The organism is Sulfitobacter maritimus, assembly GCF_013346665.1.
Lineage (GTDB): Bacteria > Pseudomonadota > Alphaproteobacteria > Rhodobacterales > Rhodobacteraceae > Sulfitobacter > Sulfitobacter maritimus.
Genome location: NZ_JABVBB010000038.1, coordinates 492,035 through 512,529, shown reverse-complemented (window position 1 = coordinate 512,529; position 20,495 = coordinate 492,035). Strand labels below are relative to the sequence as shown.

At 59.8% G+C, this 20,495-nt stretch carries 21 protein-coding genes; 14 read left to right on the top strand and 7 right to left on the bottom strand.

What is annotated here, in order from left to right; translation table 11 throughout:
* Window positions 1-25: 25 nt before the first annotated feature.
* The 14 genes from paaA to HTT03_RS17210 all read left to right on the top strand — a co-directional run bounded on the left by paaA (window position 26) and on the right by HTT03_RS17210 (window position 11,400).
* The gene (gene paaA, locus HTT03_RS17275; RefSeq protein ID WP_174861024.1) at window positions 26-1,018 is read left to right on the top strand and encodes a 1,2-phenylacetyl-CoA epoxidase subunit PaaA; all 993 of its coding nucleotides are present in this window, start codon (window positions 26-28) and stop codon (window positions 1,016-1,018) included.
* Window positions 1,019-1,023: 5 nt separating this feature from the next.
* Window positions 1,024-1,368: a 1,2-phenylacetyl-CoA epoxidase subunit PaaB gene (paaB, locus tag HTT03_RS17270; RefSeq protein WP_174861023.1), complete on the top strand. Its 345-nt coding sequence runs from the start codon at window positions 1,024-1,026 to the stop codon at window positions 1,366-1,368.
* Between the two features lie 32 nt (window positions 1,369-1,400).
* The gene (paaC, locus tag HTT03_RS17265; RefSeq protein WP_217482878.1) at window positions 1,401-2,123 is read left to right on the top strand and encodes a 1,2-phenylacetyl-CoA epoxidase subunit PaaC; all 723 of its coding nucleotides are present in this window, start codon (window positions 1,401-1,403) and stop codon (window positions 2,121-2,123) included.
* Window positions 2,117-2,674, top strand: coding sequence for a 1,2-phenylacetyl-CoA epoxidase subunit PaaD (paaD, locus tag HTT03_RS17260; protein ID WP_425506330.1), 558 nt, complete (start codon window positions 2,117-2,119; stop codon window positions 2,672-2,674). Before paaC ends, paaD begins: the two co-directional genes overlap by 7 nt.
* A 7-nt stretch (window positions 2,675-2,681) precedes the next feature.
* On the top strand, window positions 2,682-3,746 hold the full coding sequence (locus HTT03_RS17255) for a 2Fe-2S iron-sulfur cluster-binding protein (RefSeq protein ID WP_174861021.1): 1,065 nt from the start codon (window positions 2,682-2,684) through the stop codon (window positions 3,744-3,746).
* A 10-nt stretch (window positions 3,747-3,756) separates the two neighbouring features.
* On the top strand, window positions 3,757-5,781 hold the full coding sequence (paaZ, locus tag HTT03_RS17250) for a phenylacetic acid degradation bifunctional protein PaaZ (protein ID WP_174861020.1): 2,025 nt from the start codon (window positions 3,757-3,759) through the stop codon (window positions 5,779-5,781).
* Between the two features lie 61 nt (window positions 5,782-5,842).
* Window positions 5,843-6,562, top strand: a complete 720-nt coding sequence (locus HTT03_RS17245; RefSeq protein ID WP_246253585.1) for a PaaX family transcriptional regulator C-terminal domain-containing protein — start codon at window positions 5,843-5,845, stop codon at window positions 6,560-6,562.
* Window positions 6,563-6,616: 54 nt separating this feature from the next.
* Window positions 6,617-7,231 (top strand): ribonuclease D, encoded by a 615-nt coding sequence (locus HTT03_RS17240; RefSeq protein WP_174861018.1) that lies wholly within the window; start codon window positions 6,617-6,619, stop codon window positions 7,229-7,231.
* Window positions 7,228-8,190 carry a KpsF/GutQ family sugar-phosphate isomerase gene (locus HTT03_RS17235; RefSeq protein WP_174861017.1) on the top strand — a complete coding sequence of 321 codons (963 nt, stop codon included), beginning with the start codon at window positions 7,228-7,230 and terminating at the stop codon, window positions 8,188-8,190. Before HTT03_RS17240 ends, HTT03_RS17235 begins: the two co-directional genes overlap by 4 nt.
* Before the next feature lie 6 nt (window positions 8,191-8,196).
* Window positions 8,197-8,805: an LPS export ABC transporter periplasmic protein LptC gene (gene lptC, locus HTT03_RS17230; protein WP_174861016.1), complete on the top strand. Its 609-nt coding sequence runs from the start codon at window positions 8,197-8,199 to the stop codon at window positions 8,803-8,805.
* 5 nt (window positions 8,806-8,810) lie between these two features.
* Entirely contained in the window at window positions 8,811-9,305 is a 495-nt protein-coding gene (locus HTT03_RS17225) for an LptA/OstA family protein (protein WP_246253583.1), read from the top strand.
* Window positions 9,305-10,063 carry an LPS export ABC transporter ATP-binding protein gene (gene lptB, locus HTT03_RS17220; protein WP_174861015.1) on the top strand — a complete coding sequence of 253 codons (759 nt, stop codon included), beginning with the start codon at window positions 9,305-9,307 and terminating at the stop codon, window positions 10,061-10,063. The genes HTT03_RS17225 and lptB overlap by 1 nt, the downstream gene beginning before the upstream one ends.
* 263 nt (window positions 10,064-10,326) lie before the next feature.
* On the top strand, window positions 10,327-10,893 hold the full coding sequence (hpf, locus tag HTT03_RS17215) for a ribosome hibernation-promoting factor, HPF/YfiA family (protein WP_174861014.1): 567 nt from the start codon (window positions 10,327-10,329) through the stop codon (window positions 10,891-10,893).
* Between the two features lie 42 nt (window positions 10,894-10,935).
* The gene (locus HTT03_RS17210) at window positions 10,936-11,400 is read left to right on the top strand and encodes a PTS sugar transporter subunit IIA (RefSeq protein ID WP_174861013.1); all 465 of its coding nucleotides are present in this window, start codon (window positions 10,936-10,938) and stop codon (window positions 11,398-11,400) included.
* Window positions 11,401-11,412: 12 nt separating this feature from the next.
* On the opposite strand, the gene HTT03_RS17205 is transcribed toward HTT03_RS17210, so the two are convergent.
* The 7 genes from HTT03_RS17205 to HTT03_RS17175 all read right to left on the bottom strand — a co-directional run bounded on the left by HTT03_RS17205 (window position 11,413) and on the right by HTT03_RS17175 (window position 20,357).
* Entirely contained in the window at window positions 11,413-14,544 is a 3,132-nt protein-coding gene (locus tag HTT03_RS17205; protein WP_174861012.1) for an efflux RND transporter permease subunit, read from the bottom strand.
* The gene (locus HTT03_RS17200) at window positions 14,541-15,788 is read right to left on the bottom strand and encodes an efflux RND transporter periplasmic adaptor subunit (RefSeq protein WP_174861011.1); all 1,248 of its coding nucleotides are present in this window, start codon (window positions 15,786-15,788) and stop codon (window positions 14,541-14,543) included. Before HTT03_RS17200 ends, HTT03_RS17205 begins: the two co-directional genes overlap by 4 nt.
* Window positions 15,785-16,300 carry a GbsR/MarR family transcriptional regulator gene (locus tag HTT03_RS17195; RefSeq protein ID WP_174861010.1) on the bottom strand — a complete coding sequence of 172 codons (516 nt, stop codon included), beginning with the start codon at window positions 16,298-16,300 and terminating at the stop codon, window positions 15,785-15,787. The genes HTT03_RS17200 and HTT03_RS17195 overlap by 4 nt, the downstream gene beginning before the upstream one ends.
* Before the next feature lie 148 nt (window positions 16,301-16,448).
* Window positions 16,449-17,015 (bottom strand): PqiC family protein, encoded by a 567-nt coding sequence (locus tag HTT03_RS17190; RefSeq protein ID WP_174861009.1) that lies wholly within the window; start codon window positions 17,013-17,015, stop codon window positions 16,449-16,451.
* A 3-nt stretch (window positions 17,016-17,018) separates the two neighbouring features.
* On the bottom strand, window positions 17,019-19,103 hold the full coding sequence (locus HTT03_RS17185) for a PqiB family protein (RefSeq protein ID WP_174861008.1): 2,085 nt from the start codon (window positions 19,101-19,103) through the stop codon (window positions 17,019-17,021).
* A complete protein-coding gene (locus HTT03_RS17180; RefSeq protein WP_174861007.1) occupies window positions 19,096-19,755 on the bottom strand; it encodes a paraquat-inducible protein A in 660 nt (219 codons plus the stop codon). The genes HTT03_RS17185 and HTT03_RS17180 overlap by 8 nt, the downstream gene beginning before the upstream one ends.
* Entirely contained in the window at window positions 19,713-20,357 is a 645-nt protein-coding gene (locus HTT03_RS17175) for a paraquat-inducible protein A (RefSeq protein WP_174861006.1), read from the bottom strand. The genes HTT03_RS17180 and HTT03_RS17175 overlap by 43 nt, the downstream gene beginning before the upstream one ends.
* Window positions 20,358-20,495 lie beyond the last annotated feature (138 nt).

Here is a 20,495-nt window from a genome sequence, read left to right as displayed (position 1 = left end):
TTCTTTCCTCGAAAGGAACAGACCGATGTATGCACAGATGATCAAATCCACCGGCAAGGGCATCAAATCCCTTGACGAGATGGACCCCGAAGAGCGCGCCTTTCAGGAACGCATCGACGCGGGCGGCAAGATCGAGCCTAAGGACTGGATGCCCGAGGGCTACCGTAAGAACCTGATCCGCCAGATTGGCCAGCACGCCCATAGCGAGATCGTCGGCCAGCTGCCCGAAGGCAACTGGATCACGCGCGCACCGACGTTGGAGCGCAAGGCGATCCTTCTCGCAAAAGTACAGGACGAAGCCGGTCACGGTCTCTACCTCTACTGCGCGGCCGAGACGCTCGGTGTGACCCGCGACCAGATGACCCGTGACCTGCTGTCCGGGAAGATGAAGTATTCCTCGATCTTCAACTACCCGACCCTGACATGGGCCGATATGGGCGCTGTGGGCTGGCTGGTCGATGGTGCCGCGATCATGAACCAGGTGCCGCTGCAACGGACCTCTTACGGCCCCTACGCTCGCGCCATGGTGCGTATCTGTAAGGAGGAATCCTTCCACCAGCGCCAAGGCTTCGACATCATGATGAAGATGGCCAACGGCACCCCCGCGCAGCGCAAGATGGCGCAGGACGCGCTCAACCGCTTCTGGTTCCCGGCGCTGATGATGTTCGGCCCCTCAGACAAGGATTCGGTCCATTCGGCGCAGTCGATGGCGTGGAAGATCAAGATGAACACCAATGATGAGCTGCGCCAGAAGTTCGTCGACGAGACGGTGCCGCAGGCGGAATACCTTGGCCTCACGATCCCCGACGAGACGCTTAAGTTCAACGAGGAGACCGGCCACTACGATTTCGCCGAGCCGGATTGGGAAGAGTTCTTTCAGGTGCTCAAGGGCAACGGCCCCTGCAACACCGAACGGCTCGCGGCCCGCAACAAGGCCTGGGACGAAGGCCGTTGGGTGCGCGAGGGGCTTCTGGCCCACGCCGAGAAGAAGCGCAGCAGACAAATGGCAGCGGAGTAAGCGACATGAGCAGCCCTGAATCCAGTGAATATGACGGCACCGAAGCGGCCCCCCACGGAAAGGCGCGCAGCACCGAATGGCCCCTGTGGGAAATCTTCATCCGCGGCCAGCACGGGTTGAGCCACCGTCACGTCGGCAGCCTCCATGCGGCGGATGCGGAGATGGCGATCAAGAACGCTCGCGACGTCTATACCCGCCGCAATGAGGGTGTAAGCATCTGGGCAGTTCAAGCCAGCGCCATCGCGGCCTCCTCCCCCGAGGAAAAAGGCGCGCTTTACGAGCCCGCTAATGACAAGGTCTACCGCCATCCGACCTTCTTTGACATTCCCGACGAAGTGGGGGCGATGTGAGCACCGATCCCAAATTCGAATTCCTCTGCCGTATGGGCGACAACGCGCTGGTACTCGGCCACCGCGTTTCGGAATGGTGCGGCGTGGCCCCGGTGTTGGAAGAAGACATCGCGCTGGCGAATGTAGCGCTTGATCTGATCGGCCAGACGCAGCTTTGGCTGGGACTGGCGGGTGAGGTCGAGGGCGCGGGGCGCGATGCCGACAAGCTGGCTTTTCACCGCGATGTCTGGGATTTCCGCAATGTGCTGCTGGTCGAACAGCCCAATGGCGACTTCGGCCAGACCATGATGCGACAGTTCCTGTTCGACGCGTGGCATCTGGCGCAACTGACCGCGCTGATCGATTCCAGTGACAAAGAGATCGCCGCCATCGCCGAGAAATCAGCCAAGGAAGTGACCTACCACCTTGAGCGCTCCTCGGACACAGTGATCGGGTTGGGTGACGGGACCGATGAAAGCCACCGCAGGATGCAGGCGGCACTAGACTTGCTCTGGCCCTATGTCGGTGAGATGTTCCTTGGCGATGACGTCGACGCGGCCATGGTCGAGGCGGGCATCGCGCCAGATCCGGCCAGTCTGCGTGCGGGCTATGACCAACTGGTTGGCGACACGCTGGCGGCTGCAACCCTGACCAAACCCGACGATGACTTTGCCCATAAGGGCGGGAAAAGCGGCGCGCGGCACAGCGAACATCTGGGCCATATGCTGACCCAGATGCAGTGGCTGCAACGCGCCTACCCGGACGCCACATGGTAAGATCCACCCCCAGCACCCGGCCCGCCCCCGCGCCGGTGCCCGGGGTGGTCCGCGACAGGTCGCCGCGTGGCTCCCTGCATCGCGCCAGTGGCGAAAAACCCAGTTTAGAGACTGTTTGGGCGTGGCTGTCTGCCATTCCAGACCCAGAAATTCCGGCCATCTCACTGACCGATCTCGGTATCATTCGCGATGTGCAGTGGCAGGATGAGACGCTGGTCGTGACCATCACGCCGACCTATTCCGGCTGTCCCGCCACCAGCATCATCAACCTTGATATCGAGATGGCCCTGCGCGACCGAGGCATTGAGAAGCTGGAACTGAAGCGTCAGCTCTCCCCGCCCTGGACCACCGATTGGATGACCGACACAGGCCGCGCCAAGCTGGAAGCTTACGGCATCGCGCCCCCACGCCCAGCAGGTGGCCCGCAGCACTGTCCGCATTGCAAAAGCCAAGCGGTGGAGCGGATCAGCCAGTTCGGCTCGACCCCCTGCAAGGCGCAATGGCGCTGCCAAGACTGCCTTGAACCCTTCGACTATTTCAAATGTATCTGAGGCCCCGATGAGCCAGTTTCACCCCCTGTTAGTAACTGATATTCACCACACCATCCGCGATGCGGTGGTGCTGACGTTGAAGCCAGAAGACCCTGAGGCTTTTGCCTTTACCCAAGGCCAGTACCTGACCTTTAAGCAGGATTTCGACGGCACTGAGTTGCGGCGCAACTATTCGATCTGCGCAGGGCTCGACGATGGTGAGTTGAAGGTCGGCATCAAACGTGTCGATGGCGGGGCGTTTTCGACCTACGCCAATACCGAGCTCAAGGTGGGCGATGTGCTGCACGCCATGCCGCCGCAGGGCAAGTTCTTCACCGCGATTGAGCCGGAGGTGGCGAAAAACTACCTCGGTTTCGCGGGTGGATCGGGCATCACGCCGGTGCTGTCGATCCTGAAAACCGTGCTGAAACGCGAGCCGAAGTCGACCTTTACGCTGGTCTATGCCAACCGCGCCGTGAACACGATCATGTTCCGCGAGGAGCTTGAGGACCTCAAGAACCACTACATGGGGCGGCTGACCATCATCCACATCCTCGAATCCGGGCAGGACATGGAGCTGTTCGAAGGTCGCGTCGATCAGGCGAAATGTGACGCGCTCTTTAAACATTGGATCCAAGTCAACACCATCGATACCGCCTTCATCTGCGGGCCGGAGCCGATGATGCTGGCGATTGCCGAAGCGCTGAAGACCAACGGGCTGGGGGAGGATCAGATCAAGTTTGAACTCTTCAGCGAAAGCCAGCAAGGCCGTTTGGCCAAACAGGAAATGGCCAAGCGCAGCGAAGGCCAGAGCGGCACCGAAGTCACCGTCATCATCGACGGCGCACGGCGCAGCTTTACCATGCAAAAGGGGCAGTCGGTGCTCGAAGCGGCGTTGGAGAACGGGCAAGAAGCGCCGTTTTCGTGCAAGGCTGGGGTCTGTTCGACCTGCATGGGCAAGGTGCTCGATGGGGAGGTCGAAATGCTCTCCAACCACGCGCTGGAGGACTATGAAGTCGAGCGCGGCTATGTGCTGACCTGCCAGAGCTACCCGCTGAGCGACACGCTCACCATCGACTACGACACACATTAAAGGAGCCGACATGCGCAATATTCAAAGCTTTGCGGCCGGCGAATGGCTGGCCTCTGGTGCTGGCGCCCGCAACATCGCAAGCGCAATTACAGGCGAGGTGATTGCCCAAGCCGGGAACGACGCGCTGGATGTGCAGGCGATGCTCGGCTTTGCCCGCGAGCACGGCGGCCCCGCCTTACGCGCGATGACATTCCATGACCGTGCCCGGATGCTAAAGGCGCTGGCGTTGCATCTGATGGAGCATAAACAAACGCTTTATGACCTGAGCTATGACACGGGTGCGACACTGTCGGATCACAAGATCGACGTGGACGGCGGTATTGGTACCATGCTGGTCTTCGCCTCCAAGGGGCGGCGCGAGATGCCGGATGCGCATGTCTATCTCGATGGTCTCCCCGAGCAGTTGGGCCGCGAAGGTCAGTTCATGGGGCGGCATATCTGTACCCCGCTGCAAGGCGTCGCGGTGCATATCAACGCGTTCAACTTCCCCGTCTGGGGCATGTTGGAGAAACTCGCGCCGACATTGCTCGCCGGGGTTCCGGCGATTGTGAAACCGGCCACCGCGACCTGCTACGTCACGGAACACTGCGTGCGGCTGATGCTCGACAGCGGCCTGCTGCCCAAAGGCGCGTTGCAACTGGTCAGCGGGGGCTTGGGCGATATGCTCGACCACCTCGACTGTCAGGATGCCGTGGCTTTTACCGGCTCCGCAGACACCGCGCTGAAACTGCGCAGCAATCCGAAGCTCCTGCAGAACTCGGTGCGCTTTACTTCCGAGCAAGACAGTCTCAACGCCTCTGTCCTCGGCCCTGACGCGACCCCCGGCACGCCGGAGTTCGATCTTTTCGTCAAAGAGGTGCAGCGCGAGATGACCGCCAAGGCGGGCCAGAAATGCACCGCGATCCGGCGCGTGATGGTACCTGAGGCGCAGATTGATGCGGTGATTTCGGCTCTGTCCGACCGCCTCGCCAAAACCACCATCGGCGACCCGCGCGCCGATGATACGCGCATGGGCGCGTTGGTCTCTGGCAGCCAGAAACGCGACGTGCTGGAAAAGGTCGCGCTGCTTGGAGCTGAGGCAGAGCGTGTCTTTGGCGATCCGGACAACTTCACCGTCAACGGCGCGGATAAGGACAATGGTGCCTTCCTGCCGCCGATGCTGTTCCACTGTGCTGATCCCGACAAGGCCGAGCGCGTGCATGACACCGAGGCTTTTGGCCCCGTCTCGACCCTCATGCCCTACCGCGATCTGGCCCATGCCACGCAACTGCTGAACCGCGGCCAAGGCTCCCTCGTGGCGTCCATCATCACCAACGACGGCGAGGTCGCGCGTGAGTTGACCATGGGTGCCGCGGCCTTCCACGGGCGGCTTTACTTCAACAACCGCAAGTCTATGGCCGAAGCCACCGGACATGGCTCGCCCCTGCCGCATATGGTCCATGGCGGACCGGGTCGCGCGGGCGGCGGTGAGGAACTGGGCGGCGTGCGCGGGGTGATGCACTATATGCAACGCACCGCCATTCAGGGCAGCCCCGACATTCTGACAGCCATCGGCCAGCAATGGGTGCCGGGCGCGGAAGAGATCACGGACCGCGATCACCCCTTTACCCGCCGCTTCACCGAGTTGGACTTGGGCGAGACCTTCTATTCCAAATCCCGCGAAATCACGCTCGACGATATTGAGAAGTTCGCACATTTCACCGGCGACACCTTCTATGCGCATATGGACGAGGAAGCCGCCGCGGCGAACCCCTTCTTTCCGGGGCGTGTGGCACATGGCTATCTGCTGCTGAGCTTTGCGGCGGGCCTCTTTGTGCAGCCTGATCCCGGCCCAGTACTGGCGAACACTGGCCTCGACAACCTGCGGTTCCTTGAGCCGGTCTCGGCAGGCGACAGCATGAAAGTGCGGCTTTCGGTCAAGCACAAAACCCCCCGCAACGAGGAATACGGCGAGGTGCGCTGGCATGTGACGCTGACCAACCAGCGTGAGGAGGCGGTCGCGGAATATGACCTGCTCACGATGAATGCCCTCTGAGTCCCCTCTTCCGGTGGTTGCAGCCTTCGCGGCCTTGGGAGGGCAGCGCGTCTGGTCGTTGATGATCAGCCTTTTTGGCGATCTCGCCCAAGGGCATGGTGACGCGATCGACGGGCCGGTGCTGTCGACGATCATGGCCGCGCTCGGCGTACGACCAGAGGCGAGCCGCGTGGCGCTGCACCGGCTGCGCAATGACGGCTGGTTGCAGTCGCGCAAGGTGGGCCGGATCAGCCAGCACAGTCTGACAGCACAGGGCCGCGCTGAAAGTGCCGCCGCCAGCCCCCGCATCTATGCCGCGCCGCCGGATCTATCGGAGCCGTGGCAGATGGTCTTGACCGAGGAGAATGGGCGCGAGACCGATAAAAACCTGCGCGCCGGGGGCTTTGTCTCTGTCACCCCGCGCGTCTATATTGGCCCGATGGGAAGCACGGCCCCAAAAGGAAGTCTTGCATTGCAAGGAGAGGCGCCGCCAGATTGGCTGCGCCGCGCTGCCGAGCCGGTAGCGCTAGAAGCAGAATATGATGCATTGTTAAGCGCCTTGATGGCGGTGGAACAACAAATGGCTCGCACCAGCCAAATGAATGCGCTCGACATCGCCGTTTTACGGTGCCTTATCGTGCATAATTGGCGGCGTTTGGTGTTGAAACATCCCGCCCTCCCCGGTGGGCTGATGCGACGCGATTGGGCGGGCTATCAATGCCACCTGCGGGTGGACGGGCTGCTGAGGCGCTACCCCCGTCCGGCCTTGCAGGATCTGGCTGCTGCGTCGGCGGTGGCCTGACTGCCGCGAACGGGCTGCTTTCCCACGCCGGACAAGCGCGGTATAGACGTGCTCATGACAAATTTCCTCTATCAAAACGACCTGCCGGATGACCTCGACCTTGGGCCGATGGTTGCCATTGATTGCGAGACGATGGGCCTTCATCCGCATCGTGACCGACTTTGCGTTGTGCAACTGTCGGGTGGCGACGGCCATGCGCATCTGGTGCAGATCGCAAAAGGTCAAACCCAGGCACCGAACCTTTCCGCCTTGCTGGAAAACCCCCATGTGCTGAAGCTGTTTCACTATGGCCGTTTTGACATCGCGGCGATGCTCAACGCCTTTGGCGCCACCGCAGCCCCGGTCTATTGCACCAAGATCGCGAGCCGTTTGGTGCGCACCTATACGGATCGGCATGGGCTGGCGAAACTCTGTCAGGAACTGCTGAGCGTCGACATCTCGAAACAGCAGCAATCCAGCGATTGGGGCGCCGAAAAGCTGACCCAAGCCCAGATCGACTATGCCGCGTCGGATGTGCTTTACCTGCACCGTCTGCGCGATGAACTTAACAAGCGTCTGATACGCGAAGGCCGGATGGAAATGGCGCAGGCCTGTTTCGATTTCCTGCCGATGCGCGCCCGGCTAGATTTGGAGGGATGGCCGGACACGGACATCTTCGCACACGCATGAACACACCCTTTCTTGATACCGCCCGGCGGGTGATCCGCTGCGAATCCGAGGCGCTAATCCAACTGGCCGACAGCTTGGACGACCGTTTCCGCGCCGCCATCGACCTGATGCGCGCCTGCAAAGGCCGGATTATCGTCACCGGCATCGGCAAGTCGGGCCATATCGGCAATAAAATCGCGGCGACGCTGGCTTCGACCGGCACGCCCGCGCAATTCGTCCACCCAGCTGAAGCAAGCCATGGCGACTTGGGCATGATCACCGCCGCCGATGTGGTGCTGGCGATCTCGAACTCGGGCGAAGCGCCGGAGCTGGCGAATCTCATCGCCTATTCGCGCCGCTACGCCATCCCGCTGATCGGCATCACCAGCCGCCCCGATAGCAGCCTCGGGCGGCACAGCGACGTGGTGCTGGAACTGCCGCGCATTGCCGAAGCCTGCGGCACTGGCGTTGTCCCCACGACCTCCACCACATTGACGTTGGCGATGGGCGATGCCGTGGCCGTGGCCCTGATGGAGAACCGCGCCTTCACCGCTGAGCATTTCCGCGATTTCCACCCCGGCGGCAAACTGGGCGCGCGGCTAAGCCGGGTAGGCGATCTCATGCATGTCGGCGCGGCCATTCCCTTGGTAAACGTTGACGCGCCAATGCCCGAAGCGCTTGGCGAGATCAGCCGCAAGGGGTTTGGCGTGGTCTGCGTGACCGAGGACAATGGTGCGGTTGCAGGGATTATCACGATGGGTGACCTTGCCCGGCATCTGGATGGGTTGATGACGATGTCGGCGCGCGATGTGATGACGCCTTCGCCCGTGACCATCGGGCCGGATGAACTTGCCGAAAAGGCCGTGGGCGTGATGAACAGCCGCAAGATCACCTGCCTGATCGTGATCGACCCCGAAGAGGGGCAAACACCGATCGGCTTGTTGCATCTGCACGACTGTCTGCGCGTCGGGCTGGGCTGACCGCAGATGCAGGGGGATCGCTATACGCGCCTTGTGTCATGGCTGAAAATCCTGTTTCCGCTGATCGCACTGGGATTGCTATCAACCCTCTTTCTGCTCTCCCGCGCGATTGATCCCGAAGCCACGATTCCCTTTGCCGAGAAAGAAGTGCAGGACCGTCTGCGTGACCAACAGGTCACTGGCCCCTTCTATTCCGGCACGACCGACGCAGGCGATCTGATCTCATTCTCTGCTGAGAAGCTGACCACACCGCGCGGGCAATCGGGGACCAACAAAGCCGAAAACCTCCGCGCGGTGCTGGATTTGCAAAGCGGTACGCAGATCGTGCTCGATGCTGCAGAAGCCACGGTCGACCCTGCCGCAGATCGTGCTGACCTCAGCGGAGATGTGCGCATTACCACCTCGACAGGGTATCGCATCCTTTCTGAGCAGATGACATCGAACCTGACGACGCTAGATATCGCCTCACCTGGGCCGGTCCAAGCCACCAGCCCGGCGGGCGAGATCGCGGCGGGGGGGATGGTCATCACCAACCGACGCAACGAAGCTGGATCGCAAATGCTTTTCACAAAAGGCGTGAAGCTGGTATACACGCCGCAGCCAACAAAAGAGTAACTGCCTTGAGACATTTTATTTTTTTGCTTCTGCCGCTGCTTTACGTCTTGCACGCGTCGCCTGTGGCCGCGCAATCGGCCAATGTCGCTTTCGGTGCGATGACCCAAGACACCGGCCTCCCGGTCGAAGTCACGGCAGACAACCTGTCTGTCGACAATGCGACGGGGACAGCCGTATTTGAAGGTAACGTTCTGATATCTCAAGGCGAGATGAAGCTATCAGCGGCGCAGGTAAAGGTCGTTTACCGGGCTGATGCCGAGGGGATCGCCCAGTTGGAGGCCACCGGGGGCGTCTTGCTGGTCTCGGGCGAGGATGCCGCCGAAGCGGAGCGGGCAGATTACGACATCGATGCAGGCACCTTGGTGATGCGCGGCGATGTGCTGATGACCCAAGGGCCAAGCGCGCTCAGCGCACAGGAAATGACCGTGAACCTGACTGATGGCACCGCCCAAATGTCAGGCGGGGTCAAAACAATCTTGCAGACCGGCAACGACAACTGATGCCCGCGCCCGATCTAAAGATCACCGGCGGCACTGCCGGGCTGCGCATTGATCATCTGCGCAAGTCCTATCGCAAAAAGGCGGTGATCCGGGATTTCTCAATGCAGCTCGACCGTGGGGAGGTCGTGGCGCTGCTCGGGCCGAATGGATCGGGGAAGACCACGACCTTTTACGCCGTGGCCGGACTGGTCACGCCCGAAGGCGGGCGGGTCACAGTCGATGGCAAAGACGTGACAACCCTGCCAATGTACCGCCGCGCTCAGCTCGGCATCGGTTATCTACCACAGGAAATGAGCATCTTCCGCGGGCTTTCTGTCGAAGACAACATCAGCGCCATCCTCGATATTCGGGTCAAACACCGCCACCAGCGCCGCGAACGGCTCGAAGAATTGCTGACCGAGTTCTCTATCGAACACCTGCGCCGCGCCCCTGCTCTGGCGCTGTCAGGAGGCGAACGCCGCCGGGTGGAGATCGCCCGCTGCCTTGCTGCCGATCCCAGCTACCTGTTGCTCGACGAACCTTTCGCCGGGGTCGATCCAATCTCGGTGGGCGATATTCGCCAGTTGGTGGCAGACCTCAAAAAACGGGGCATCGGCGTCTTGATTACAGATCATAACGTGCGGGAAACGTTGGAGATTGTCGACCGCGCTTATATTCTGCATGAGGGCGAGGTCCTGATGTCCGGCACGCCGGAAGAGGTGGTCCAAAATGAGAACGTGCGCCGCGTCTATCTAGGCGACAACTTTAAAATTTCCTAATCTGCCGGGGCCGCTGGAAAGCGGAAGATTGCATTCAATATTCCGCCCGATCCGCATCGTCACCATTGACTTTCAAACGGAAAAGCGGCCTCATTGATCTATGGTGATAATGCGTGCCTGTATGATCCTGCAACGCCCTTCCTCCGAAGGACTAGGCAAAATCATCCTTGGCACAACGCCATTCCTCCATATTTGAACCGTTGTGGCCCACATGCGTGTGGACCTTTTGACGACGTTCGGATCAAGAATGACAAGGAGACGATATGCGGTACCAAATCAGCGGCAAACAGATCGACATTGGCGACGCGCTTAGGAGTCACGTCCAAGCGGAACTGAATGAGGCGGTCAACAAGTATGCCGAACGCCCGACAGATGCCCAAGTGGTGTTTTCCAAGTCCGGGCATGAATTTGTCTGCGAAGCGACCGTGCATCTTTCCACCGGGCTCAATGCCTCCGCCAAGGGCAAAGCGACTGAAATCTATGCGGCTTTTGACGCGTGCCGTGAAAAGATGGAAAAGCAACTGCGCCGCTATAAGCGCCGCTTGAAGGACCACCACAAAGACCGATCTGAACCGGTTGAACTTTTGGGTGCGTCCTCTTATATCCTCGCGTCAGACAGCGATTCAGATGCGCAGGAACCCGACAGCCTCCAACCCATGATTATCGCAGAGATGCAGACAAAGATCGCAACTTTGTCTGTAGGTGAAGCGGTTATGCAGATGGAACTGTCCGGCGACCCGGTGCTCCTGTTTCGCAAGGAAGGCCAAGAAGGAATGAACGTCGTGTACCGTCGGGATGATGGGAACATCGGCTGGATCGATCCTTCGTAACGCAACGGCGAAAGTATTCGCCATGAGAGCAGGGCGAGCGAAATGGATTTCGGCAAACTTCTCAAGCCGGAAGCGGTTAAAGTTTTGACCTCAGCTTCTAGCAAGAAACGTTTGATGCAAGATATCGGCGAACTGGCGCAGCATGCCTATGGGCTGCCTGCGGGTCAGGTCGTCGATGCGCTGATGACACGCGAAACCCTTGGGCCAACGGGTGTTGGCCATGGTGTCGCCCTGCCCCATGCGCGTATCGATGGCATCGACAAGGTCGTCGGTGCCTTTGTGCTGCTCGACAAGCCGATTGATTTTTCCTCGGTGGATCGGCAGCCCGTCGATGTGGCCTTTGCGCTTTTTGCCCCCGAAGACGCGGGTGTTGAGCACCTTAAAGCACTTGCACTGGTCGCCCGCACATTGCGGGACACCAGCATTTGCACGAAGCTGCGGTCGAACCCCGATCCGGCAACGCTTTATACCATTCTCACCGAAGAAAAGGCCGATAAAGCCGCTTAATGCGGCTCTATCTCATGCTTCAGCCGGCGTTGCATTGCGCGGCGTCGGCTGATTTCGCGCGGCCTTCTTCTCTCCCAGCATCAGCATCGCCGGTGTCACGACCAAGGTCAGCACCGTTGCGATAACCAGCCCCCCCGCGATGGCCGAGCTAAGCTCCGTCCACCACTGTGTCGACGGGGCGCCATAGACGATCTCCCGCGTGAAGAAGTTGATGTTTAACCCGATCACCATTGGCATCAGCCCAAGTGCCGTTGTCACTGAGGTCAGCACCACGGGCCGCAAACGCTGCGCACCGGTGCGCAACGCGGCTTCATAGGGCGACAGCCCGTCTTTCTTCAGATCGTTATAGGTGTCGATCAAAACGATATTGTTGTTCACCACGATCCCGGCCAAGGCGATCACGCCGATCCCGCCCATGACGATGCCAAAGGGCCGCCCGGTGACCAGCAAGCCAAACAGCACCCCCGCAATGGAAAAGACGATGGCCGACATGACGATAAACGCCTGATAGAAGGTGTTGAACTGGATCACGAGGATGACAAACATTAGGAAAACCGCCGTGATAAAGGCACCGATCAGGAAGATCATCGATTCCCGCTGATCTTCGGCCTCACCGGCAAAGCTCGCCTCAACGCCCGGTGGCAGATCCATCGCATCAATTGCCGTCCGCAAGGCCACTGTCTGGTCATTGACCAACACGCCGGGTGCGACATTCGCCTCAATCGTAACAACGCGCTGCTGATCGACACGGGTGATTGTTCCGGTACGGGGGCTGGGTTCAAACGTCACAAAGTTCGAGATTGGGATCAGGCCCGACGAAGTCGGAACACGCAGTGATTGCAGTTCCTCTAAGGTCCGTTCATCGGAAGGAAAGCGCACATTGATGTCAATTGAGCCTTCCGCATCATCGGGGCGGTAATCCGCAACGGTGATCCCGCGCGTCAAAAGCTGCACAGCCTGTCCCAGGGTCGAAATATCAGCACCGAACCGCGCCGCTTCAGAGCGGTTGACCGCGATCCGCCATTCGACCCCCGGCAGCGGGCGCGTGTCGGTCACATCGGTAAACCCGCCGATCCGCTCCATTTCAGCCCGGATTTGATCGACCACCCGCTGTTGCACTTGTTGATCATGGGCGCGGACTTTCAGGTTGATCGGTTTCCCCGGCGAGGGGCCGTTAGACGCCGTTTGGACCTGCACCTTGATCCCCGGAATCGCGGCCATCTCAGCGCGGATTTCTTCGCCAATGACGGCGGCCGTGCGCCGTTTGTCCCAGTCGATAAACTCGACTTGAATGGTGCCGATCAGATCAGCGCTGTCCTGCCGGCCACCGCCAGTCCGCGCATAGACACTCGCGATCTCGTGGTATTTGAACAGCCGTTGCTCAACCAGCCTCACCAGCGCGTCCTTCTCATAGATCGAGAAGTTGTCCTGCGCACGCACCTGCACCTGCGCGAAATCAGGCTCTACATCAGGGAAAAAGGTGATGCCATTGCCGTATTGCCCATAGACGGTAAAGCCCGCGATTAGGAATGCAATAGCAGAGAACAGAGTCATCCAAGGGCGCAGAATGGCGAATTGCAGCAGCTTGACATAGCGTCCGGTAAAACCGTTGAGCGTTCGGGGATCGCCTTGTTCGGCAGCATAAAGTGTAGCCTTATCCTTGGCCGTCTGCGGAGGCCGCTTGCCGATCAGCCCACCGACCACTGGAATAAACACCAGCGCCATAAACAGAGACGCAGTCAGGGTCAGGATCACAGTTATCGGAAGGAATTTCATAAACTCCCCCGTCGTGCCGGACCAGAACAACAGCGGGAAAAACACACTCAGCGTCGTCGCCGTGGAGGCGATGATCGGCCAAGCCATACGCTTGGCGGCATGGGCATAGGCAGCTTTGGGCGGATGCCCCTCTTGCAGACGACGGTCAGCCAGTTCGGTGGTGACAATGGCCCCATCCACCAACATCCCCACCACAAGGATCAACGAGAACAGCACCACAAGGTTCATCGTATAGCCCATCACCCAAAGCGCGGTGACCCCGGCCAAAAACGCGCCGGGAATTGCCAACCCGACGAGGAATGCTGACCGGATGCCCAATGCCCAGACGATTACGATCATCACTAGGATCACCGCCGCGATCACGTTTGCTTCCAAATCACTGAGCATGCTTTCGACCTGCTCCGATTCGTCCTGCGTATAGTTTACCGTAATGCTATCCGGCCATTCGCTGCGCATTTCATCGATCAGCGTGCGGACTTCTTCGACCGTCTCAATAATATTCGCGCCCGACCGTTTCTTAATCTCAAGCGCGAGCGCGGGCTGGCCGTCGATACGGGCAAAGCCGGTTGGGTCCTCAAAGGTGCGGCGGATCGTTGCGACATCCGCGAAGGTCACAACCGTGTCTCCCCGGACCTTGATCGGCAGCGACATGACGTCTTCGACGTTTTCGATCAGGCCCGGCACTTTCAAGACCAACCGTCCGGCACCGCTTTCGATAGCACCGGCGGCGATGAGGCGGTTGTTGCGGTTGATCTGCCCAATCAGCTCTTCAAAAGAGATGTTGTAGGTCTCGAACACCGTGGGATCGATCAGCACTTCGAGCAGTTCCGTGCGCTCGCCCCCGACATCAACCTCCAGTACCCCCGGAAGTCCCTCAATCTCGTCTTTCAATGCCTCAGAGATGTTATTGAGCGTACGCTCAGGCACCGGCCCCGAAAGGATCGCGGTGAGGATCGGGAAAAGCGCCGTATTGATCTCTGTCACGACGGGATCAGTGGCATCCTCCGGCAAGTCAGACTTGGCCCGGTCCACCGCCTCGCGCACCTTATCAAGCGCCTCATCGGCGTCGAAACCAGGCTCGAACTCCAACTGGACAGAGGCATGCCCCTCGGCCCCGTTAGAGGTGATTTTCTTAAGCCCCGTCAGCGCGCTCAACTCGGTCTCAAGCGGTTCAACCAGCAAGCGTTCACTGTCTTCTGGCGAAATGCCATCGAGCGAGGTTGAGACATAGAGGGTCGGGATGGGGATTTCAGGCGCGCTTTCTTTGGGAATGCTGATATAGGCAAGCGCCCCCACGGCAAGGATCATAATCAACGCGAGATTGACCACACGTGCGCGGCTAAAGGCGGCTTCGATAAGCGCGTTCATTCGACCGGCTCCGCCTGAACGGTTTCAGCACTGCCGGTAATCTGACCGTTGGTGGTCTCGGTCTCCTCCGGTTCATCCAAGCCGGCAATACTGGCGGCCAAGCCCCCTTCCCGGATGTCTTCCGTACCGCTTTCAGGCTGGGGGTCTACCACTTCACCATGGTTCACGAACCCCTGTCCGATGGTGATGATCTCGGTTTCGTCAGGCAGTCCGGCGATCCAAATCCCATCGGTTTGAGCGCGGACAATGGCGATCTCATTAAAAACGACCCTATTCTCGGCATCCACCGTTTTCACCCCGAGCGTGCCGTCCGTGTCCAGCGACAGGATCGCGGGGGACACGAAATGCGCCTTGGTCGTGCCTGTCGGAATGCGCACCCGCGCGGAAATGCCCGCCGGAATGGCGCCATCGGCATTGGCGACCTCAATCTCAGCAGCGAAGGTCCGGGTCTCTGCGCTGGCGCTGCTTGAGACGAATTTGACCACGCCCTGTGCTTCAACATCAGTGATAAAGGACACTTCGGCTGTCTGGCCGACTTCGATATCCCTAAGCGACTGCTGCGGGATTTGCACGCGGATGGTCAGCGGTGTGTTGTCCACCAATCGGGCGACACCCTCGCCTTCAGAAATGAATTCACCGGCTGAGATGTCCAATTCTTCCAGCCGCCCGGCGAAAGGTGCGCGGATTTCGGTGTTCCTGAGCGCTTCTTTTGCAGAGGTCACGGCAGAACGGGCTGCGGCCAAAGTCGCCCGTGCCTGACTTACGCGGTCGACAGTTGAAACGCCTCGATCCAGGAGCGCCTCGGCATTGTCGTACTCCCGCTGTGCGCGGTTAAGCTCTTCTTGGGCGCGGGACAGATCGGAAGCGCGGGCCGTGGTGCTGAGCCGCGCGATCAAGTCCCCCCCAGCGACATCATCCCCTTTGGCAACCAACACTTCGGCAATCTCGCCGCCCGCTTCGGCGCGGACCTGCGTGTCCCGGTCCGGCAAGGCTTGGCCTTCGACGACGAACACCTGCGCGACCTCCTCTGCCGCAGAGCCGCGCACGGCAACGGTCACCGCGGAGGGTGTGATCGGTCCGGCTTCTTTAACGGGCGCGTTCTCTTCTGAGGGCATGACATAGCCGCTGCCCATCCAAAGCGCGATCAGCAGCGCAATCCCACCGGCCACGAACTTGGACCGACCGGACCCGGCGTCGCTTTCGAAATCGAGTGTTTGACGCTCGCCAGAAGGGGTCTCATTCATTGTTCGATCTCCGTGTCCGCAGGACGCAGGCTCTGGGCCGTGTCATGTTTTGGCTGGCTTACCCGAAGGGTGGCATCTTCAAGCGCGGTACTGATCGCCTCATAGAACCCCGCAAAGGCTTGGAGCCGGTCGCGCACCGCCGTCGCTTCATCCGGCAGCTTGTCGATCGTAGCGTCAATTTCAGATTTCGAACGCCGGGTGGCCGCGATTGCGCATCTGGTCATGGCGGCATAGGCGTCATCGGCCAGTTTGAAATAGTCCTGTCGATCCCCAGCCTTGTTAATCCGGCGGATTAAGCCGCGTTCTTCCAATAAGCGAATGGAGGTGCTGATGGTCGCGCGGCTGACGGAAAGACCCTTGGCAAGATCGCCAAAGGCAACTTCTTCGCCCTCAAACACCAGCATGGCAAAGACCTGCCCCGACATGCGCGGCATACCATCGTTCGCGGCAACCACGCCCATCCGGGCGATGAAATCATCGCGCAGGTCGTCGATTTGCAGTGCAGTATCCATCAGTCAGGGTCCGTGCCGGCGTAAAGCGTTGTCGGTAGGTAACCAGCCGCCGCTTCAAATCAAGAGCGTTCAGATATATCTGAACACACTGAACGCACTTTCCCGTGACAATTCTCGCAGGTTGAGAATCTCGGGTCTTCTGTCGCGCTTACTTCAGCCCGTTGCGGGCGATGTAACGCGCCAGATCCAGCACCAACTGTCCCCGCGCCGCCGCGATTGCATTCGGCCCCCCTTCGGGATTGAACGGCACGCTGAGGTCAAACAGACCGGACCGCTCGCGGCCACCGTCTCTCACAGCGACAAAATACTGCCCCGATGCGCGGAACGCGCCGGCTTCGGTCGCAACGAGTTCAGCAAACCGCACCTCAACCCGCGCTTCGGGGAAGGCCTCAAACGGCCAAGGCTCTGAGGCGATGCGCCGCCCGGTCAGCCGTGCGAGGTTCTGGCTTAGCTCTAGCGCAACCGCACGCTCAGGCGCGTCGGCCCAAAGCACCTCGGTCGAACTGATTAGACGTCCATCCGCCATCTGTAGCGATATTTCTTCGGCGGCGGCATAGGTCGGCAATGAGACATCGCGCACCTCGACCGACGAAAAGGCGATTGAGGTTTTCTCACTCACCTCGGGCGCGCGCACGGTGAACCGTTCAGCATCACTCCCGCAGGCCGCCAGCAGCGCGACCAAGCCTAGAGCGAAAAAGGATTTTGCAGCAATCATGCGTTACCGTCCCAGCAAGAGCGAATTAGGGTTACGTTCAATGGTCCGCGCTAAAGATGCAAGAGCTTCGGCGGCTTTCTGAATTTCGCGCAGGGTGCGTTCTGCGCTTCGGCTAAGCTGTTCGCCCTTGTCGTAGCCCTCGATGGTTCGTCCGGCCTGCGTAAAAAGCCCGGTCAGCCGGGTGACGATCTGCGGCAGGTCCTTGGCTGATAGCGCGATATTGTCGGCAGCATTGCGCGCGGAGGCCAGCGTGCGGTTCACATTCTCCACCGCGCCGCCTTCGCGCAACTCTTCCAAAGTGAGGTTCACCTCATCAAGCGCGCGCTTCAGCGAACCCGGCAAGGCAACCGCATCATCGGTGCCGATCACGGCATCTGCGGATTCCGTGAGGTCTGTCAGCGCAACGACCAGTTCTTCCACCTCAAGCGATTCAGCTTTGGCGGCCACCGCTTTGATTTGCTCGACAAGCTCCGGCACACCCTCAACCGACGATGACACCGACTCCGCCGCCTCTGCGGCACCTTCAAGCGCGCCGCCCAAACGTTCGACGATCCGCTCTTCTTCCAGTTGTGCGACGAGCCTTTCGACCTTTGTTAGGGTGGCATTCAGCGCAACAGGGACGTTCTTGACGTCTTCTGAAGACACGAGGCCGGTCAGCTCACCCAAAAGCGTGCGCACATCCTGTGGCGTTTCGCGCAGGTCTTCAGAAGAGACGAAAGCTTCGGCAGAGTTCATCAGAGAAATCGCGCTGGACAGCAGTTCTTCGATCGGCAGCTTGTTGATCCGTGTAAAGACCCCTTCAACGGTCGCGGCCGCATCAGAAACATCGCTCTCGGTGGTGGGCATGATGAACAGACCGTTTTCAGTCTCAACCAAGGCTGCCTCTTCCGCGTCCTCAACCATCACCATTTCGACCTTTAGCCCGCCTGTGAGCAAGCTGGCAGAGGCCAAGCGCGCCCGCAGCCCGTCAGAGACCCGCTCCTTCAGGAACGCGAGCGCTGCCTCGGCGGTGACATCGCCGCGCAAGCCTAGATGCGCAGGCTGGATTGACAGGATCGCATTGAGCCGCACCCGACTGTCGCCAAAACGCTCCCGGTCTATCAGGCCGGACAGCGTGTCGACTTCGCCGATCTCAAGCCCGCTCAACTCTACCGGCGCACCTACAATCAAACCTGAGATATTGTCGTCGAACACAACGCTCATCTTGAGCGGATCGACCTCGGAGGCGTTGAACACAGAATTCCGCGCGGTTTCCTTGTCCGGGTAGATTTCAAAGACCGTGCCATCCGAAACCGGAGTCCCGCCTGACACGAAAGTATCAAAGGTGATGCCGCCGCCGACCAAAGTCGCGAGAGAGGAGAAATCGATCTCCGCCCCGGCAGGGCCGATGTTCACACTGAACCCCGACGCATCCCAAAAGCGCGTAGAATCGTTAATTAGGCTACGATGCTCTTCAAAGATAATCGCCTCAACAATCGCATAATTCCCCTGAGGGGCGATCTTGGCATAGCCCACCCGGCCCACTTCGATCCCCCGGTAAAGGATCGGCGCATTGTCGGTCAGATCGCCATTGGCTGTTGAGCGAAAGGCGATTTCGAGCCCGCCTTGCCCAGGCCGGATCAAAGGCTCTGTGGAGGCTCCCTGAAAGCGCGTTGCCGCCGGTCCGATTTGCCGGTCCCATGCGCCTTCGATATAGACGCCGCTCAGCACCGTGCTCAGCCCGGTGATGCCCTGCGCGGTCACTTCGGGTTGGACGACCCAAAATACCGCGCCGCTGTCGATATAGGGTGCTACGTCTTTTTCCACGCGGATATGCGCTGTGACCTTGTCCAACCCGCTGGTAAAGCCGACCTTTTCCACCACGCCCACGGTGACATCGCGAAACCGCAGTTCCGTTTCACCCGCGGCCACACCTGCGCCGGTTTCAAACTCAACAACAATCACCGGCCCGCGCTCGGAATAGGAGCGGTAGGCCACGAACAGCGCGACGATCAGGGCAAGGATCGGAATAAGCCAGATCACCGACGCCCCGCTTAGGAACATTTTACGTGCGGGCGAGATTTGCACGTCGGGAGGCGTTTCAGTCATTGCGGTTCGGGCCTTCGTCTTTGGCGTGAGCATCCCAGATCATACGGGAGTCAAACGCTTGCGCAGCCAACATCGTGAATATCACGGAGAGGGCGAAGAAAATGCTCGCGGCTCCCGGATTGATGGATGCCAGTGTCTTGAGTTGCACCAGAGATGATAAAATCGCAACCACAAAGATGTCGATCATGGACCAGCGCCCAATATACTCGACCACTTCGTACAGATATTGCCGTTGACGCTGGGACGTCGCCCACCCCCGCTGCACGCTGAGCGCCAGATAAGCCACGGCAAAGAACTTGCCCAGTGGAATGGCGACAGAGGCGAAGAGAATGATAAAGGCGATCCCCCAGTTGCCATATTGAGCCAGTTCGACCGCCCCGCCGATGATCGTGCTTTCGTCGACCTGGAACAGCGTCCGGGTTTTCAGCATAGGGTAGATATTGGCGGGGATGTAGCACATCAGCCCAACGGTCCAGAACGCCCAGACCCGCTGCAAGCTCAGCCGGTCGCGTGAAACTAGACGGTGACCACAGCGTCCACAGGTCCGCGTGCCCATCGGCCAAGGCTTGGTACAGCGCGTACAGGCGACGATGCCCAATTCCCGTGCGCTTACGATTTTTTCGGGTGTTCCAGTGAGTGCCATACCGACCATTTACATAAAAATCTGTCTTGCGCGATGACCAGCACCACCAATGCCCCGAACATATAGAACGCAGGGCCGAATTCGACATCCGCCAAATCCGCCACTTTGACCAAGGCCACAGCGCAACCGATCGCGAAAACCTCGGCCATGGACCACGGCTTCAGCCCTTCGGACAAACGAAAGGCAGGCACAGCATGCCGCGCGGGGGGTCGGTCCAAAACGATGGGGATCAAGACATAGAGGGTGAGCACCACACGGAGCAACGGGATAAAAACGATCAGCGCCGCGGTTGCCAATGACAGCAGGATCATCGGCCCACCAAAGGCCAGCGCGGCGTCCAGCACGGATACCGCATTGCTGGTGCCAGCCGCATCGATCCGCAGGAACGGGAATATGGTCGCGCCAATGATCAACACCAAAACCGCAACCGACACCGCGATAATCTGCAAACCGGCATTGCGGCGGTGGTTGATGAGGGTCGTGTGGCACCGACTGCAGACCGCACGCTCACCATGGCCAGGCCGTCGCAGCCGGTAGGTGGCATCGCACTGCGGACAGACGATCAACTCATCCAAAGGCAGGTCTGCAAGGGAAATTGCGGCATGATCCATTGCTTCGGGATATATGATGCGCGCCCCAAAAGACCACTAATATTCACGCCCCCTCACCTCTTTGTCCGCCTACCCGGTGGCGGCTTCTCGCGGAGGGGCAAAGCCCGGTGGAACATGAAAGCCAAGCGGTTGTTGAGC